Source organism: Stutzerimonas sp. C6.4V (assembly GCF_058536345.1).
This window is the reverse complement of sequence record NZ_JBZUBM010000002.1, coordinates 1,331,574-1,346,961: the sequence shown is the minus strand read 5'-3', so window position 1 is coordinate 1,346,961 and position 15,388 is coordinate 1,331,574. Positions and strand designations below refer to the sequence as shown.

The 15,388-nt window shown below is 64.1% G+C and carries 15 protein-coding genes; 13 read left to right on the top strand and 2 right to left on the bottom strand.

Features of this window, described 5'->3' with window-relative positions:
• Nucleotides 1-388, bottom strand: a 388-nt coding sequence (locus AC4LFW_RS21930) for a DEAD/DEAH box helicase (protein WP_491822138.1), incomplete at its 3' end; no start/stop codon positions are given.
• 168 nt (nt 389-556) lie between these two features.
• On the opposite strand from AC4LFW_RS21930, the gene AC4LFW_RS21925 reads away from it, so the two are divergent.
• The 5 genes from AC4LFW_RS21925 (at nt 557) to AC4LFW_RS21905 (ending at nt 4,221) form a co-directional block, all read left to right on the top strand.
• Nucleotides 557-973, top strand: a complete 417-nt coding sequence (locus AC4LFW_RS21925) for a polyribonucleotide nucleotidyltransferase (protein WP_491822136.1) — start codon at nt 557-559, stop codon at nt 971-973.
• Entirely contained in the window at nt 973-1,884 is a 912-nt protein-coding gene (locus tag AC4LFW_RS21920) for a cation diffusion facilitator family transporter (RefSeq protein ID WP_491822134.1), read from the top strand. The genes AC4LFW_RS21925 and AC4LFW_RS21920 overlap by 1 nt, the downstream gene beginning before the upstream one ends.
• A gap of 921 nt (nt 1,885-2,805) precedes the next feature.
• Complete coding sequence (locus AC4LFW_RS21915; protein WP_491822132.1) at nt 2,806-3,285, top strand: Lrp/AsnC family transcriptional regulator; 480 nt, start codon at nt 2,806-2,808, stop codon at nt 3,283-3,285.
• A 149-nt stretch (nt 3,286-3,434) separates the two neighbouring features.
• Nucleotides 3,435-3,827 (top strand): globin, encoded by a 393-nt coding sequence (locus AC4LFW_RS21910; RefSeq protein WP_491822130.1) that lies wholly within the window; start codon nt 3,435-3,437, stop codon nt 3,825-3,827.
• 175 nt (nt 3,828-4,002) lie between these two features.
• Nucleotides 4,003-4,221, top strand: coding sequence for a DUF2788 domain-containing protein (locus AC4LFW_RS21905; protein ID WP_491822128.1), 219 nt, complete (start codon nt 4,003-4,005; stop codon nt 4,219-4,221).
• Between the two features lie 25 nt (nt 4,222-4,246).
• Here AC4LFW_RS21905 and AC4LFW_RS21900 read toward each other — a convergent pair whose 3' ends face one another.
• A complete protein-coding gene (locus AC4LFW_RS21900) occupies nt 4,247-4,876 on the bottom strand; it encodes a pseudouridine synthase (protein ID WP_491822126.1) in 630 nt (209 codons plus the stop codon).
• Nucleotides 4,877-5,201: 325 nt separating this feature from the next.
• On the opposite strand from AC4LFW_RS21900, the gene urtA reads away from it, so the two are divergent.
• The 8 genes from urtA (at nt 5,202) to ureA (ending at nt 15,336) form a co-directional block, all read left to right on the top strand.
• Entirely contained in the window at nt 5,202-6,470 is a 1,269-nt protein-coding gene (gene urtA, locus AC4LFW_RS21895; protein WP_491822124.1) for an urea ABC transporter substrate-binding protein, read from the top strand.
• 260 nt (nt 6,471-6,730) lie between these two features.
• The gene (gene urtB, locus AC4LFW_RS21890) at nt 6,731-8,302 is read left to right on the top strand and encodes an urea ABC transporter permease subunit UrtB (RefSeq protein ID WP_491822122.1); all 1,572 of its coding nucleotides are present in this window, start codon (nt 6,731-6,733) and stop codon (nt 8,300-8,302) included.
• Nucleotides 8,299-9,378 (top strand): urea ABC transporter permease subunit UrtC, encoded by a 1,080-nt coding sequence (urtC, locus tag AC4LFW_RS21885; RefSeq protein ID WP_491822120.1) that lies wholly within the window; start codon nt 8,299-8,301, stop codon nt 9,376-9,378. Before urtB ends, urtC begins: the two co-directional genes overlap by 4 nt.
• A complete protein-coding gene (gene urtD, locus AC4LFW_RS21880; RefSeq protein ID WP_491822118.1) occupies nt 9,375-10,220 on the top strand; it encodes an urea ABC transporter ATP-binding protein UrtD in 846 nt (281 codons plus the stop codon). The genes urtC and urtD overlap by 4 nt, the downstream gene beginning before the upstream one ends.
• Before the next feature lie 103 nt (nt 10,221-10,323).
• A complete protein-coding gene (gene urtE, locus AC4LFW_RS21875; RefSeq protein ID WP_491822116.1) occupies nt 10,324-11,022 on the top strand; it encodes an urea ABC transporter ATP-binding subunit UrtE in 699 nt (232 codons plus the stop codon).
• A 459-nt stretch (nt 11,023-11,481) separates the two neighbouring features.
• The gene (locus tag AC4LFW_RS21870) at nt 11,482-13,713 is read left to right on the top strand and encodes a DUF6351 family protein (RefSeq protein ID WP_491822114.1); all 2,232 of its coding nucleotides are present in this window, start codon (nt 11,482-11,484) and stop codon (nt 13,711-13,713) included.
• A gap of 350 nt (nt 13,714-14,063) precedes the next feature.
• Nucleotides 14,064-14,897, top strand: a complete 834-nt coding sequence (locus AC4LFW_RS21865) for an urease accessory protein UreD (protein ID WP_491822112.1) — start codon at nt 14,064-14,066, stop codon at nt 14,895-14,897.
• Between the two features lie 136 nt (nt 14,898-15,033).
• Complete coding sequence (ureA, locus tag AC4LFW_RS21860; RefSeq protein WP_003283033.1) at nt 15,034-15,336, top strand: urease subunit gamma; 303 nt, start codon at nt 15,034-15,036, stop codon at nt 15,334-15,336.
• Nucleotides 15,337-15,388 lie beyond the last annotated feature (52 nt).

The window sequence follows — 15,388 nt, the reverse complement described above, 5'->3', positions numbered from 1 at the left end:
GCAAAACGTGGAATTCATCGAAGATCACCAGCCCGACACCTTCAAGCGTCGGATCATCCTGCAAGCGGCGCGCAAGAATGCCTTCGGTGACCACCTCGACACGGGTGTTCGGTCCGACCCTGCTCTCCAGGCGGATGCGATAGCCAACGGTTTGACCGACCTTTTCGCCCAGCTCGCTGGCCAGGCGTTCGGCCGCCGCACGCGCCGCAAGACGCCGCGGTTCGAGCATCAGGATCGTCTGTCCGTCCAGCCACGGCTCATCTAGCAGCGCCAGCGGGACGCGGGTGGTCTTGCCGGCGCCAGGCGGCGCTTCGAGCACCGCTTCATCACGGGTTAGCAGGGCCTGGCGCAGCGCCGGCAGGGCTTCATCGATGGGCAAGGCGATCATGGGGGCTCCGTTCAGGGCCGCGATTATAACGAGACGAGGCCACAACGCAGCGGGCAGCACCCCGGGACCTTCCACCGAGGCCGAACAGACTGCGCCGCCAAGGTGTCTGATATCGGGAAAACATCACACAGCCCTTGTATAGTTGCGCCACTTTCCCCGGAGGTCCTTATGCGTACTCGTTCCCGTGTCATCGGCGGCGTGCTGGCCGTCTCCCTGTTCACCCAACTGACTGCTTGCGGCACGCTGTTCTACCCGGATCGCCGGGGCCAGATCGATGGCAGGATCGATCCCGCCATTGCCGTCGCCAATGCCGTCGGCCTGCTGTTCTACGTTATCCCCGGCCTGATCGCGTTTGGTATCGACTTTGCCACCGGCGCGATCTACCTGCCTGACAGCAATTACTCCATGGCCCCGGAAAAACTCCAGGACGCCATTGGCGCTGACGGCGAAATCGACCAGGCCAAGCTCAAGGCCATCATCGAAAGCGAAACCGGCCGCAGCCTGCCGCTGGACGATCCGCGCCTGATCAGGCACACCGGCAATGTGGAGCAGCTCGCCGCCTTCGGACTTCGCCCGGCCGCCTGATGCAGCACACCCGCGAGCGCAAAGGGGTCAGCGCCGAGCACGCACGGTTGATGCGCCGCGCCACGCGGCTTGCGTTGGCCGTGGCGCTGACGCTTGCCGCCAGCAAGGCGCTGGCCTGGTGGCTGAGTGGCTCGGTGAGCCTGCTGGCGGGGCTCACCGACTCCTTGCTGGACGGTGCCGCCTCGCTTCTTAACCTGTTGGCCGTGCACTATTCCCTGCGCCCCGCTGACGATGATCATCGCTACGGTCACGGCAAGGCCGAGGCGTTGGCAGGCCTCGGCCAGGGTGCGTTCATTTCCGTCAGCGCGATTCTTGTCTGCGTCCAGGGCGTGGATCGCATGCTCCACCCGCAACCGCTGGGCGCGCCGACGCTGGGCATCGCCGTGATGCTGCTGTCACTGGCGCTGACCGTGGCGCTGCTGATGTATCAACGTCACGTGGTGCGTGAGACCGGCTCCACGGCGATTCGCGCCGACTCGCTGCACTACCGCTCCGACCTGCTGCTCAACAGCAGCATCCTTGTCGCACTGGTGCTGGCCGGCTATGGCCTGGAGCGCCTGGACGCCGTGTTTGGCATCGCCATCGCGGTGTACATCTTCTGGAGCGCGCTGAGCATCGTGCGCGAGGCCGGTGCGGTACTGATGGATACCGAGCTGTCGCCGGAGATCAGTGAGGACATGCACAGGCTGGCTTGCGACGTACCAGGTGTGGTCGGCTGCCATGACCTTCGCACCCGGGTTTCCGGTACCCGCTGGTTCGTGCAGATGCATCTGGAGCTGCCTGGACAGCTGCCATTGATCGAAGCGCATGCCTTGTGCGATCAGGTCGAGGCGGCGATTCACGCTCAGTATCCGCGGGCCGAGGTGTTGGTGCATGCGGATCCGCTTGAGGTGGTTAGGCCGCACCCGTAAACCTCGCGTAAAGCGCGCAGTAGCGGCGCCCAGCCCAGAGCTCACACAATTAGCCCGCGCTCTGATAGCGCTGGTTTCGCCCTGCTGGGCGAGTCCCTTTTGGCAGTTGCCCGGATGGACGGCCCCCCATAAGGAACCAAAAGGTCTTGCCCCTGCATCCGGGTCTCGCTTCGCGAGACTTTCCTCATCCCATCCGCGCTACTTTCCCGCTTATTTGCACGACCCATCAAACACCACTGAATCGCCCCTTTCAGCAGGCCGAGCGCAGGTGATGTGGAAGGGGTTGAGCGGCATGGATGCCGCGAGAGCCGCGATGGGCCAGGGATGGCCCTTCGCGGCGGGCCCCTGGAATGTCACCGGAGCGAGGGAACCCCGGCGTAGCCGGGGCCGGATGCAGGGGCAAGCGTTTTTGGTTACTTTTTCCGCGTCTGGAAAAAGTGACTCGCCCAGCAGGGCGAAACCAATGCCTCAGCCAACCTGGCCAATGTGTGTAACCACGTGCCCCAAGAGCCCAACAGCTTCGCGGCCAAGGCCGCTCTCACAGCTTAATGCAGAGCGAAACTTAGCTATCAGCCGACTCGGCAATAGAGACCGGTCAGCACCTAGACCAAACAAAACACCAAAACGAAAAAGACCACGCCTGGGCATGGTCTTTTCGATTCGTTGGGCCGATGGTAACGGCTTCTTCTCTCGACACCTCGTGAGCGTCGGGGGCCCGGACCGTCGACCTTGGTAAGGCGTTTCGGAGGTCACGGCGGGGATCGCATGCCGTGTCCTTTCTGCCGGGGGCTGAAGTTGGATAAAGCTTACGCCGCCCCTGCCGACAGATGCTTGCGAAGATTGCTCATTTACAAGCCACTTGCGCAACGCAGACCTAAAAGAACATAGTTTTGCGCAACCTATCGACGCAAGCCTTCCGAAATGAGCAAACTCGACCGCTACGACTTGCGGATTCTTGGCGAACTGCAGCACGACGCACGTATCTCCAACCAGGAGCTGGCGGAGCGCATCGGCCTGTCGCCCTCGCCCTGCTCCCGACGGGTCAAGCAGCTCGAGGATGATGGCTTCATTGCCCGTCAGGTCGCACTTCTGGACCGCAAGAAACTTGGCCTGACGCTGACCGCCTACGTGCTGATCGGCATGGACAGGCACACACCGGAGCGCTTCGAGCACTTCGAAGGCGTCATCGCCAAATGTCCGGAGGTGCTGGAATGCAGCCTGGTGACCGGAATGGATGCCGACTACCAGCTCAAGGTCGTGGTGCCCGACATGGAGCATTACCAGGCCTTTCTGCTCGGCACCCTGACCCGTATCGAAGGGGTGTCGAGCGTGCGCTCCAGCTTCGTCCTGCGGCAGGTGTCGTCAAGCACGGAGCTGCCACTGGAGCATTTGCGTAGCTGAGACACAGCGCACAGCCAGAACCCTACTTTTCGCAGGGTTACTGCCTATAATCCGCGCCCTTGGTTTCCGACCCGTCAGGTGGGCGGAACTACCGAATGCGACGCCCCATCGCGGGCGTCGCTCCAGATCTTTCGTGCAAGGGATGCCCGATGAACGACACCAACCGCGTTATGCAGAGCTATGGCCGCTGCTGCGCCAGTCCCCATTTCTTCGATGACTTCTACGCCACCTTTCTCGCCAGCTCGCCAGCGATACGCGAGAAGTTCGCCCGTACCGACATGACCGCCCAGAAGCAGCTGCTGCGCGCCGGCATTCTCAATCTGGTGCTGTTCGCCCGCGGCATGCCTGATACCAAGCTCCGCGCCTTGGGCCAGAGCCATTCGCGCACCCAGCTGGACATACATCCGGAGCTCTACGACCTATGGGTCGCGGCGCTGCTGAAGACCATCGGCCAGCACGATGATGAGCTGCAGCAGGCGGACCTGCAGGCCTGGCGCGTGGTGCTGAACAAGGGCATCGACGTGATCAAGGCCGCCTACTGATTACAGGTGGGACATTTCGCCGCACCGGCGCCCGGTCGGCGTGATCCGAACGCTTCGCGGGCATGACCGTCCAACCACCGGTGGCACACGCGCCGCGTTGTGCAGGGGTATACTGCCGCGCTTTCGCGCCCGGCCTGCCGCAGGCGCCATCGTCGAAGTCAGTCAGGAGACTCGCGTGGAACCCGAAGTATTCGAAAAGTGGATGATGATCGTCCTGGTCGGCGGACTGATGGCCTTCATGGCGTTCATCATCTGGGATCTGGCGAAGAAATCCAAAGCTGGCCGCCTAGGCACAGCGATTCTGTTTCTGGGCCTCGGCCTGTGCCTGTTTGCCTTTCTCGCCAAGCCGATCATTGGCTACATCATCGAAGTGACACAGGGCATTCCGCACTGATCAGTGATCGCGGGTGGGCGGCGTTTTACAAGCGCGCCGGCACTTCCCGCCATTCGCCGGGCTGCAGTCCGTCCAGCGCCCAGGGCCCGATCCTGACCCGCACCAGCCGCAGCGTTGGCAGACCGACCGCCGCGGTCATTCGCCGTACCTGACGGTTGCGCCCCTCGCGAATCACCAATTCCAGCCAGCTCGTCGGCACGCTTTTGCGAAAGCGCACTGGCGGGGTGCGCGGCCACAGCCCGGGCTCGTCGAGCTGCCGAGCCTCGGCCGGTAGCGTCATGCCGTCGTTGAGCTCGACACCGTCGCGCAGCCGCTGCAGCTGTTCAGCGGTGACTTCTCCTTCCACCTGCACCCAGTAGGTCTTGGCCAACTTGTGCTTGGGATCGGCAATGCGCGCCTGCAGTTGTCCGTCGTTGGTGAGCAGCAGCAGCCCTTCGCTGTCGCGATCCAGCCGCCCGGCCGGATACACGCCTGGCACCGGCACGAAGTCCTTCAGGGTGGCGCGGCCGTCCGCATCGTTGAACTGCGTGAGCACGTCGAACGGTTTGTTCAACAACAGCAGCCGCGGCTCGGCAGGCGGCGCCTTGGCCACACGTCGTGGTTGCGATCGCGCTGCGGCAGGGCGCGGTGGACGGGGGCGAGAGATACGAGGCATGACGAAGCCTTTATTAGCAGGCCGGCCATGCTAGGGCGACGAGCCGAACCCCGCAAGCAGCGGCGCCTGACTGCATCGGTCGGCACCGGCGAACCCGAAATCTGTTTCGCACCACAAGCGTGCAACGCGCTGCCCCACGGAGCACCGGCCGCCCCGTTATTGCACCCCGCCGGTATTACGCCCCGTTAGGGCGCACTCGTCAGAACTACAGCAAAGCCCCATGCCAGAGCGTTTGGAATGAATTGGCACGGATGCTGCGATAGCGCTCCCAGTCCCAAAGGACCAACCCCACAGTTGCGCATGGACAGCCAAGGAGCCGCCCACCATGAAACGCCGTCCCCTACTGAAGTCCACTCTCGCCGCCAGCGCCCTGATGCTCAGCGGTCTGTTCCCCTTCACCCTGCAGGCCGCCGAAACCATCAAGGTCGGCATCCTGCATTCGCTGTCCGGCACCATGGCCATCTCCGAGACCTCGCTCAAGGACATGGCGCTGATGACCATCGACGAGATCAACGCCAAGGGCGGCGTGCTCGGCAAGCAGCTCGAGCCGGTGGTGGTCGATCCGGCGTCGAACTGGCCGCTGTTCGCCGAGAAAGGCCGTCAGCTGCTGACCCAGGACAAGGTCGCGGTGACCTTCGGTTGCTGGACTTCGGTTTCGCGCAAATCCGTGCTGCCGGTCTATGAAGAACTGGACGGCCTGCTGTTCTACCCGGTGCAGTACGAAGGCGAGGAACTGTCGCCGAACGTCTTCTACACCGGCGCCGCGCCGAACCAGCAGGCCATCCCGGCCGTCGAGTACCTGATGAGCGAAGACGGCGGCAGCGCCGAGCGCTTCTTCCTGCTCGGCACCGACTACGTCTACCCGCGCACCACCAACAAGATCCTGCGCGCCTTCCTGATCAGCAAGGGCGTGCCGGAATCCAGCATCGAAGAGGTCTACACCCCCTTCGGTCACAGCGATTACCAGACCATCGTCGCCAACATCAAGAAGTTCTCCGCCGGCGGCAAGACCGCCGTGGTGTCGACCATCAACGGCGACTCCAACGTGCCCTTCTACAAGGAGCTGGCCAACCAGGGCCTGGACGCCACCGACGTTCCGGTCGTCGCCTTCTCGGTCGGCGAAGAAGAGCTGCGCGGCATCGACACCAAGCCGCTGGTCGGTCACCTGGCCGCCTGGAACTACTTCCAGTCGGTGGAGAACCCGGTCAACGAAGCCTTCGTCAGCAAGTGGAAGGCCTACGCCAAGGCCCAGAACCTGCCGGGCGCCGACAAGGCGGTGACCAACGACCCGATGGAAGCCACCTACGTCGGCATCCACATGTGGGCGCAGGCGGTCGAGAAGGCCGGCAGCACCGAGGTGGACAAGGTGCGCGATGCCCTCGCCGGGCAGACCTTCGAGGCGCCGAGCGGCTACACCCTGACCATGGACGAGAAGAACCACCACCTGCACAAGCCGGTGATGATCGGCGAGGTCCAGGAGGACGGCCAGTTCTCGGTGGTCTGGGAAACCGAAAGCCCGGTCCGCGCCCAGCCGTGGAGCCCCTACATCCCGGGCAACGACAAGAAGCCGGATTACGCCGTTAAGAGCGATTGACGGAAAAAGCGCTGAAGGCTGGAGGCTGAACGAACGCGGCATCCTGTTCGTAACGGCCCTGCCGCTTCGGAAGGGCGGGCCGGACGGCGTTTCGCTTCAGCCCACCAGCAGATGTCGCACGGTACGTAGGGTGGGCTTCAGCCCACCAGTGGTGTCATCGGAGGGCTGAAGCCCACCCTACGAAACTATGCCGTCTGCGCCACCCTATCCGCCGTCAGCTCCGCCAAGAGAGCACGCGTCTTCCCCTGGGGAATGCCTGAATGAACACTGCCCTACACCGATTATTACTGCTGCTCCTGCTCGCCCTGCCCTGGGCGGCGCAGGCCGGAGACGCAGCCGATTACGCCAAGGCCAGCCCGGCCAAACAGGCCAAGCTGCTGGAAGGCTGGGCCATCGCGCCCGTACCCGAGCGCCTGGAGCTGATCGAAGCCCTGCGCGCCAGCCGCGTGTTGATCGATAAGAACAACACGCCCTTTATCGAGGACGGCGACACTTATCGCGCCCTCGAAGGCGACGCCGAACCCGTCGGCACGCTGAAGAAACTGCGCCTGAACAACCGCCTGCGCGGCTTGCTCAACACGGCACTGGCGAGCCATCAGCTGTTCGCCGACGACCCGGCGCAGCGTCTCACCGCGGCCAAGCGCCTGCAGCGCAGCGGCCAACCGGAACAGCTCGAGCTGCTCCAGCAGCGCCTGGACGCCGAGGACGATGCCGGCGTCAGCGAAGCGCTGACCCTGGCGCTGGCCAACCTGCAGCTGACCGCAAGCGACCCCGCAGTACGCCTCGCCGCGGTGCGCCTGCTCGGCGAAACCGGCGCGCCCATGGCCCGGGTGCGTCTGGAGAACCTGCTGGCCGACGAGGCGGAAACCGACGCCAACGTGCGCAAGGCCGCCGAGACCAGCCTGGCACAGGTCAAGCGCAAGCTCCTGATCGGCGAGCTGCTCGGCCAGGCCTTCAGCGGCCTGTCGCTGGGCTCGATCCTGCTGCTCGCCGCCCTCGGCCTGGCGATCACCTTCGGCCTGCTCGGGGTGATCAACATGGCCCACGGCGAGATGCTGATGCTCGGGGCCTACACCACCTACATGGTGCAGGTGCTGATGGCGCGGCTCGCCCCGGAAGCCCTCGCCTTCTACCCGCTGGTGGCGCTGCCGGTGGCCTTCTTCGTCACCGCCGCGATCGGCATGGCGCTGGAGCGCACGGTGATCCGCCATCTGTACGGCCGCCCGCTGGAAACCCTGCTGGCGACCTGGGGCATCAGCCTGATCCTGATCCAGCTGGTGCGAGTGCTGTTCGGCGCGCAGAACGTCGAGGTCGCCAACCCGGCCTGGCTGTCCGGCGGCCTGCAGGTGCTGCCGAACCTGGTGCTGCCGTACAACCGCATGGTGATCATCGGCTTCGCGCTGTTCGTGGTGCTCCTGACCTGGCTCTTGCTGAACAAGACGCGTCTGGGCCTGAACGTGCGCGCGGTAACGCAGAACCGCAACATGGCCGCCTGCTGCGGCGTGCCCACCGGGCGCATCGACATGATGGCCTTCGGGCTGGGTTCCGGCATCGCCGGGCTCGGCGGCGTGGCCCTGAGCCAGATCGGCAACGTCGGCCCGGACCTCGGCCAGAGCTACATCATCGATTCCTTCCTGGTGGTGGTGCTCGGCGGTGTCGGCCAGCTGGCCGGCAGCATCTTCGCCGCCTTCGGCCTCGGCATCGCCAACAAGATCCTCGAACCGCAGATCGGCGCCGTGCTGGGCAAGATCCTCATCCTCGCGCTGATCATCCTCTTCATCCAGAAGCGTCCGCAGGGGCTCTTCGCTCTCAAGGGGAGGGTCATCGATTGAACCAGCCACTTACCCTCACCGCCGCGCAGAAAGCTGGGCCGAAAGCCACGGTCATCGCCCTCGGCCTCGCGCTGGCCGTCCTCGTCGCCATGCCGCTGCTGCACCTGCTGCCGGCCGAGCATGCCCTGCACGTTTCGGCCTACACCCTGACCCTGGTGGGCAAGATCCTCTGCTACGCCATCGTCGCCCTGGCGCTGGATCTGGTCTGGGGCTATGCGGGCTTGCTGTCCCTCGGTCACGGCCTGTTCTTCGCCCTCGGCGGTTACGCCATGGGCATGTACCTGATGCGCCAGAGTGCCGGCGACGGTCTGCCCGCCTTCATGAGCTTTCTCGCCTGGACCGAGCTGCCCTGGTACTGGTACGGCACGTCGAGCTTTCTCTGGGCCATGTGCCTGGTGGTGCTGGCGCCCGGCGTGCTGGCCTTCGTCTTCGGCTTCTTCGCCTTCCGCTCGCGGATCAAGGGCGTGTACTTCTCGATCATGACCCAGGCGCTGACCTTCGCCGGCATGCTCCTGTTCTTCCGCAACGAGACGGGTTTTGGCGGCAATAACGGCTTCACCGGCTTCACCCGTATCCTCGGCTTCGACATCACCGCACCGGGCACCCGCGCCGCGCTCTTCCTGGCCACCGTGGCGTTGCTGGCCGGCAGCCTGCTGCTGGGTTGGAAGCTAGCGCGCAGCAAGTTCGGCCGGGTGCTGACCGCGCTGCGTGACGCGGAAAACCGCCTGATGTTCTGCGGCTACGATCCGCGCGGCTACAAGCTGTTCATCTGGACGCTGTCCGCAGTGCTTTGCGGCCTGGCCGGTGCGCTCTACGTGCCACAGGTGGGCATCATCAACCCCAGCGAAATGGCGCCGACGCAGTCCATCGAGGCGGCTGTCTGGGTTGCGCTCGGCGGGCGCGGAACACTGATCGGCCCGCTGCTAGGCGCCGGCATCGTCAACGGCATGAAGAGCTGGTTCACCGTCGCCTTCCCCGAGTACTGGCTGTTCGCCCTGGGTGCGCTCTTCATCGTCGTCACCCTGTACCTGCCGAAAGGCGTCATCGGATTGCTGCGCCGGAGGGGCGAAGGATGAAAACCGCACCCGTACCCGAACTGATCGACGTCGCAGACGCCAGCGGCAGCGGCCGCGATGCCATTGGGCTTGGCCGCGTGAAGAGCGCCGGCCTGGATGCCCGCCACGGGACCATCCTCAGCCTGGAGGACATCAACGTCAGTTTCGATGGCTTCAAGGCGCTGACGAATCTGAGCCTCTACATCGGCGTCGGCGAACTGCGCTGCATCATCGGCCCCAACGGCGCCGGCAAGACCACCATGATGGACGTCATCACCGGCAAGACCCGTCCCGACAGCGGCACGGCTTTCTTCGGCGACACCCTCGACCTGACGCGCATGAGCGAAGTCGAGATTGCCCAGTCCGGCATCGGCCGCAAGTTCCAGAAGCCGACGGTGTTCGAGGCATTGAGCGTGTTCGAGAACCTGGAGCTGGCGCAGAAAACCGACAAGTCGGTGTGGGCGAGCCTGAAAGCCAAGCTCAACGGCGAGCAGCGGGACCGCATCGACGAGGTGCTGAGCACCATTCGCCTGGACACCTCGCGCAATCGCCCGGCTGGGCTGCTCTCCCACGGCCAGAAGCAGTTTCTCGAAATCGGCATGCTGCTGATGCAGGACCCGCAACTGCTCTTGCTCGACGAACCGGTGGCCGGCATGACCGACGCCGAAACCGAGTTCACCGCCGAGCTGTTCAAGAGCCTGGCGCGCAAGCACTCGCTGATTGTGGTCGAGCACGACATGGGCTTCGTCGACACCATCGCCGACCACGTCACCGTGCTGCACCAGGGCCAGCTGCTGGCCGAAGGCTCGCTCGAAACCGTGCAGAACGATGAGCGGGTGATCGAGGTTTATCTCGGACGATGAGCTTGAAGCTGGAAGCTAGAAGTCGGAAGGAAGAGCCGCTCCGAGTCGCCTTGGCTTCCAGCTTCCGGCTTAAAGCTTCCAGCTCTCTAACGGAGAACAATTTATGCTGCAAGTCGACTCACTCCACCAATACTACGGCGGTAGCCATATCCTCCGCGGCCTGTCTTTTGACGCAAAAATTGGCGAAGTCACCTGCCTGCTCGGACGCAACGGCGTGGGCAAGACCACCCTGCTCAAATGCCTGATGGGCCTGATCCCGGCCAAGGAAGGCGCGGTGAACTGGGAGGGCAAGCCGATCACCGGCTTCAAGCCGCACCAGCGCGTGCACGCCGGCATCGCCTATGTGCCGCAGGGGCGCGAGATCTTCGGCCGCCTGACCGTCGAGGAAAACCTGCTGATGGGCCTGTCCCGCTTTAGCGCCAGGGAAGCCAGGGAAGTACCCCAGTTCATCTACGAGCTGTTCCCGGTCCTCAAGGAAATGAAGCACCGCCGCGGCGGTGATCTCTCCGGCGGCCAGCAACAGCAGCTGGCCATCGGCCGCGCGCTGGCGAGCAAGCCGCGCCTGTTGATCCTCGACGAACCCACCGAAGGCATCCAGCCCTCGGTGATCAAGGAGATCGGCGCGGTGATCAAGAAGCTCGCGGCCCGCGGCGACATGGCGATCCTCCTGGTGGAGCAGTTCTATGACTTTGCCGCCGAACTGGCCGACCAGTACTTGGTGATGAGCCGTGGCGAGATCATCCAGCAGGGACGTGGCGAGACGATGGAAGCCGAAGGCGTGAGGGGGCTGGTCGCGATCTAGAAACGAGCTGCGCCAGCAGTGCCTGGCTGTGCAGAGCACGATGGCCACATGGCGCAGCAGTCATATCGATTCAATCGAGGCAAGCGTCGGCCTCGTTGCTGCGTGGTCGATCGTGATTTTCGGTACAGCCATTATCTAAGCGGGCCGGATCTGGCCCCTGCAGGCGTCCAGCATTGTTATGCGGCGTGGCGCTTATCCCCGCAACAGAACCACTGCGAGCGCTTCCACTCTCAGCTGGAGGCGATGGATTTTCGACACCTGATAGGTGCCCTTCTGCTGCGCAACCTGCCGGCGCGCTTCGCCGCTGGCCATACCAGCCGGTGGTCGGCCAAACGAAGCAACCGCTTGTTCGGCTTCTACGCTAAAGGGCACGCAGGCAACCGGGCCAGACCTCTCGTGCAATCGGCTGAGCGGTGCAAGTGCGACATGCGGTGCCCCCCGTATCCGAGGACGATTTCCATGAAAACAATAAAAAACCGGCGTACCCAGCGTGCCATTCGGTACGGCCTCGTTTCGCTTTCACTCGCCATCTGCAGCGCCGCACAGGCTGCGCCTCGGCTGACGCTCGAAAGCCTTTCCAACCGGCCGGACAAACTCAGCGGTGGCGACGCACTGATCCGTATCGGGCTGCCAGACCCGGCCGCTGCCGAAGGGCTGCGGGTCAGGCTGAACGATACCGACGTCACCGGGGCATTCCGCCTGAGTGACAACGGCCGTTCGCTGGTTGGGTTGGTCGAAGGACTCAAGGAAGGCCGCAACCGGCTCATCGCCCAGGCCAAAGGCAGCGGGCCTGCCTGGCTGGTGCTGGTCTCCCACCCGCTGTCGGGGCCCGTCTTTGCCGGCCCCAAGCAGGAGCCCTTCGTTTGTGAGACCAACGAATTCCAGGTCTATCCGGGCGGCGAAACCCTGGGCGAGCCGCTTGACGAAAACTGCACCGTCGAACGCCGCGTGGATTATCTCTACCGCACCCAGTCCGGCCAGTTCCTCCCCTACGACCCACAAGTGCCGCCCGGTGATCTGACCATGACCACTACCCTCGACGGCGCCACCGTACCCTACGTAGTGCGGCTGGAGACCGGGGTCATCAACCGCGCCATCTACCAGACCGCCGTACTGGACGACCCGACACGCCCCGGCCCTTCAACCGTCCTGCGCGACGGGGCCTGGAACGGCCGGCTGGTCTACAACTTCGGCGGTGGCTGCCGGTCGGGCTGGTACCGCCAGGGCAGCAGCACGGGCGGCGTGCTGGACCATCGCGAACTGTCCCGAGGTTTCGCCACCGCATCGGCTTCGCTCAATGTGTTCGGCAACAACTGCGATGACCTGCTGGCCGCCGAGACCATGATGATGGTCAAGGAACGCTTTATCGAAACCTATGGTCGGCCGCGCTACACCATCGGCTGGGGCTGCTCGGGCGGGTCGTACCAGCAGCATCAGATCGGCGACAACTACCCCGGTCTGCTCGACGGCATCATCCCCTCGTGCAGCTTTCCGGAGGTCGGTTTCGGCACCGCCTATACGCTCGCCGACTCACGCCTGCTCTGGCACTACTACCAGAACGCGGGCGTGAAATGGACCGAGGAACAATTGCGGGCCGCATCCGGCTTTGGCGTGTTTGCCACCGTTGCCAACCTCGACAACGGGGCGGCGCGCCTGGACCCCGTTCCCGGTCGTCCTGATCGAGCCTCCGCCGAGTTCGACGCTTCGGTCGATGCCTCGCTGCGTTACCACCCGACCGACAACCCGCGCGGCGCTCGGGCAACCATCTACGACCATGCGGTCAACAGCTACGGGATCGACCCGCAAACCGGTTTTGCCCGCCGTCCGCTGGACAACGTCGGCGTGCAGTACGGGCTGGAAGCGCTGAATGCCGGGCAGATCAGCACCGCGCAATTTCTTGACCTGAACGAGAAAATCGGCGGGATGGACATCGATGCCAATTTCACAGCGCAACGCATGACCGCAGACCTGCGCGCCACACGTGCGGCCTACAGGACAGGTCGCATGCTCAATGGTGGCGGAGGCCTTGCCTCGATGCCGATTCTCGACTACGACCAGCTCTACACCGACCTGCAACCCGGCGGCGATATCCATCTCAAATTCCATCATTTCTCGACTCGAGAACGGCTGCGTGAGGCCAACGGGCACATCGACAACCACGTGATGTGGAGTGGCGGCGGCAACGCGGCGGATGACGCAGCCTATCCGGGCCGCGTCGCTTATATCCAAGACCGCGCTCTGGAGGCGATGGACCGCTGGCTGGCCCGGATCACTGCCGACACCAGCCCTGCGCCCAGGGCCGAGAAAGTGGTGCGCAACAAGCCCGCCGACCTTCAGGACGGCTGCTGGACACGGGAGGCAACGCCAGATTTCATCGCCGAGCCGCAACGTTTCGGTGGGCCCGGTACGTCAGCCTGCAACGACCTCTATCCGGCGTTCCCCTCGCCGCGAATGGTCGCCGGCGGCCCCATCGAGTCCAACATCATCAAATGTGAACTGAAGGCAGTCGATCCTCGCGATTACTCCGTTGATTTCAGCTCAGCGGACTATGCACGACTGACCCGGATCTTCCCGACAGGCGTGTGCAACTGGGAGGTGCCCGGCGTAGGCCAGACCGACCTGGCAGGCACCTGGCTCGACTATACCGGGGTCGGTCGTTACCACAGGGACCCTCTGCCGCGCCGACATTGAGAAGACGGCCCGGTTCGGGGCGCTTGAAACCGGGGCGGGCTGCAATGGCCCGACCCGCTAGCGAGCCGGTACGCCGCGCCACCAGCGCCTATGCTCACCGCCTAACGGCACGGTGAAAGCGCAGAGAGGGGAAGCAGTATCGCTGCCACTCATGCACCAGAAAAGAGCGAAATGGATCGATAGCCATGACCTTGCGCCAGTCTGGTGCAGCGTGAGCGCGAGCGGACCACCCGCAATCCAGAGAGACCATGCCGTTCTGTTCAGAAGGGCCGCACGCCGCTGCACCGCAATGGCGCAGGAGGCACGACTATTGCTGGCGTTTTCTGGATAAAAGCCATCGCGTACCGACCATGACTGCAATGCCCCCCATTTTCACGCCAAGCTGGGAAGCAGAGCTGACACTCGCCTACGCCGCATTCGGCCAGACGACGCGGCCCGTGCTGCGCCGGCATAAAGGCCCGTTGCGGGTGCAAAAGCACCTCTATCCGGAAGGCCCGGAGGTTTGTCAGCACATCATCGTCCATCCTCCTGGCGGGATTGCCGGTGGCGACCGGCTCGACATCAGCGCCACGGTTGGCGCTGATGCCTGGGCACAGCTGACCAGTCCGGGTGCGGCGAAGTGGTATCGCGCCGCCGGCCCGGCATTTCAGGATGTACGGTTGCGCGTCGAGGCCGGTGCCACGCTCGAATGGCTTCCGCAGGAGACCATCGTCTACTCGGCGGCGCAGGCCGAGCTGAGAACATCCATCGACCTGGAAGGCGATGCGCGGTTGTTCTACTGGGACATCATTGCGCTCGGGAGAAAGGCCAGTGACGAACGTTTCGAAGCCGGGCACTTCCAGGCGCAGCTGGATATCCGCCGCGACGGCGAGCTGCTCTGGCATGAACGCCAGCGTGTTAGGGGTGGAGACGGGCTGCTCGACTCGCCCATCGGGCTCGACGGCCACCCCGTGTTCGCTACCCTGGTCGTCAGTGGCGAGATCGATATTGAACTGCTGGAGCAGTGCCGTGGACTTGCGAACCAGGTCCGAGGCGATCTGACACAGTTGCCTGGCATGCTTGTCGGGCGCTGCCTGGCTGGCGAGGCGTTGCATGCCCGCGCCTGGCTGATCGATCTCTGGCGACTGCTGCGACCGGCACTGCTGGACCGCGAGGCAGTGCCGCCGAGGATCTGGAGTACATGAATATTTGGTGGGCAAGGCTGCGCCGTTGCCCACCCTACGCCGGCGCTTGCTACGTGCCGCCCCGATAATCGCTGCGTGGTCTCGACCACGAGCCGGTGGATGTAAAAGCGACATCCACTCTACGACTGGAGCTGTTATGGATCTGTCACCTAGAGAGAAGGACAAGCTGCTGATCTTTACCGCCGGCCTGGTGGCCGAGCGCCGGCTGGCCCGCGGTGTGAAGCTCAACTACCCGGAGGCCATGGCCTACATTTCCGCCGCCCTGCTCGAGGGTGCGCGCGACGGCCAGACGGTTGCCGAGCTGATGCACTACGGCACTACCCTGCTCAGCCGCGAACAGGTCATGGAAGGCGTGCCGGAAATGATTCCGGAGATACAGGTGGAGGCCACCTTTCCCGACGGCACCAAGCTGGTCACCGTGCATCAACCAATCGCCTGAAATATGGGTCAATGTCTACTGCTAATGACCTTGAACCGCTTGGAAGGAACTC

What these genes read in the sequence shown, in the direction of transcription:
- urtD (WP_491822118.1), top strand. Translation starts at nt 9,375, where the DNA reads ATGAAAACCGCACCCGTACCCGAACTGATCGACGTCGCAGACGCCAGC.
- urtA (WP_491822124.1), top strand. Translation starts at nt 5,202, where the DNA reads ATGAAACGCCGTCCCCTACTGAAGTCCACTCTCGCCGCCAGCGCCCTG.
- ureA (WP_003283033.1), top strand. Translation starts at nt 15,034, where the DNA reads ATGGATCTGTCACCTAGAGAGAAGGACAAGCTGCTGATCTTTACCGCC.
- AC4LFW_RS21920 (WP_491822134.1), top strand. Translation starts at nt 973, where the DNA reads ATGCAGCACACCCGCGAGCGCAAAGGGGTCAGCGCCGAGCACGCACGG.
- AC4LFW_RS21865 (WP_491822112.1), top strand. Translation starts at nt 14,064, where the DNA reads ATGACTGCAATGCCCCCCATTTTCACGCCAAGCTGGGAAGCAGAGCTG.
- AC4LFW_RS21870 (WP_491822114.1), top strand. Translation starts at nt 11,482, where the DNA reads ATGAAAACAATAAAAAACCGGCGTACCCAGCGTGCCATTCGGTACGGC.
- AC4LFW_RS21910 (WP_491822130.1), top strand. Translation starts at nt 3,435, where the DNA reads ATGAACGACACCAACCGCGTTATGCAGAGCTATGGCCGCTGCTGCGCC.
- AC4LFW_RS21900 (WP_491822126.1), bottom strand. Translation starts at nt 4,876, where the DNA reads ATGCCTCGTATCTCTCGCCCCCGTCCACCGCGCCCTGCCGCAGCGCGA.
- urtB (WP_491822122.1), top strand. Translation starts at nt 6,731, where the DNA reads ATGAACACTGCCCTACACCGATTATTACTGCTGCTCCTGCTCGCCCTG.
- AC4LFW_RS21925 (WP_491822136.1), top strand. Translation starts at nt 557, where the DNA reads ATGCGTACTCGTTCCCGTGTCATCGGCGGCGTGCTGGCCGTCTCCCTG.
- urtE (WP_491822116.1), top strand. Translation starts at nt 10,324, where the DNA reads ATGCTGCAAGTCGACTCACTCCACCAATACTACGGCGGTAGCCATATC.
- AC4LFW_RS21915 (WP_491822132.1), top strand. Translation starts at nt 2,806, where the DNA reads ATGAGCAAACTCGACCGCTACGACTTGCGGATTCTTGGCGAACTGCAG.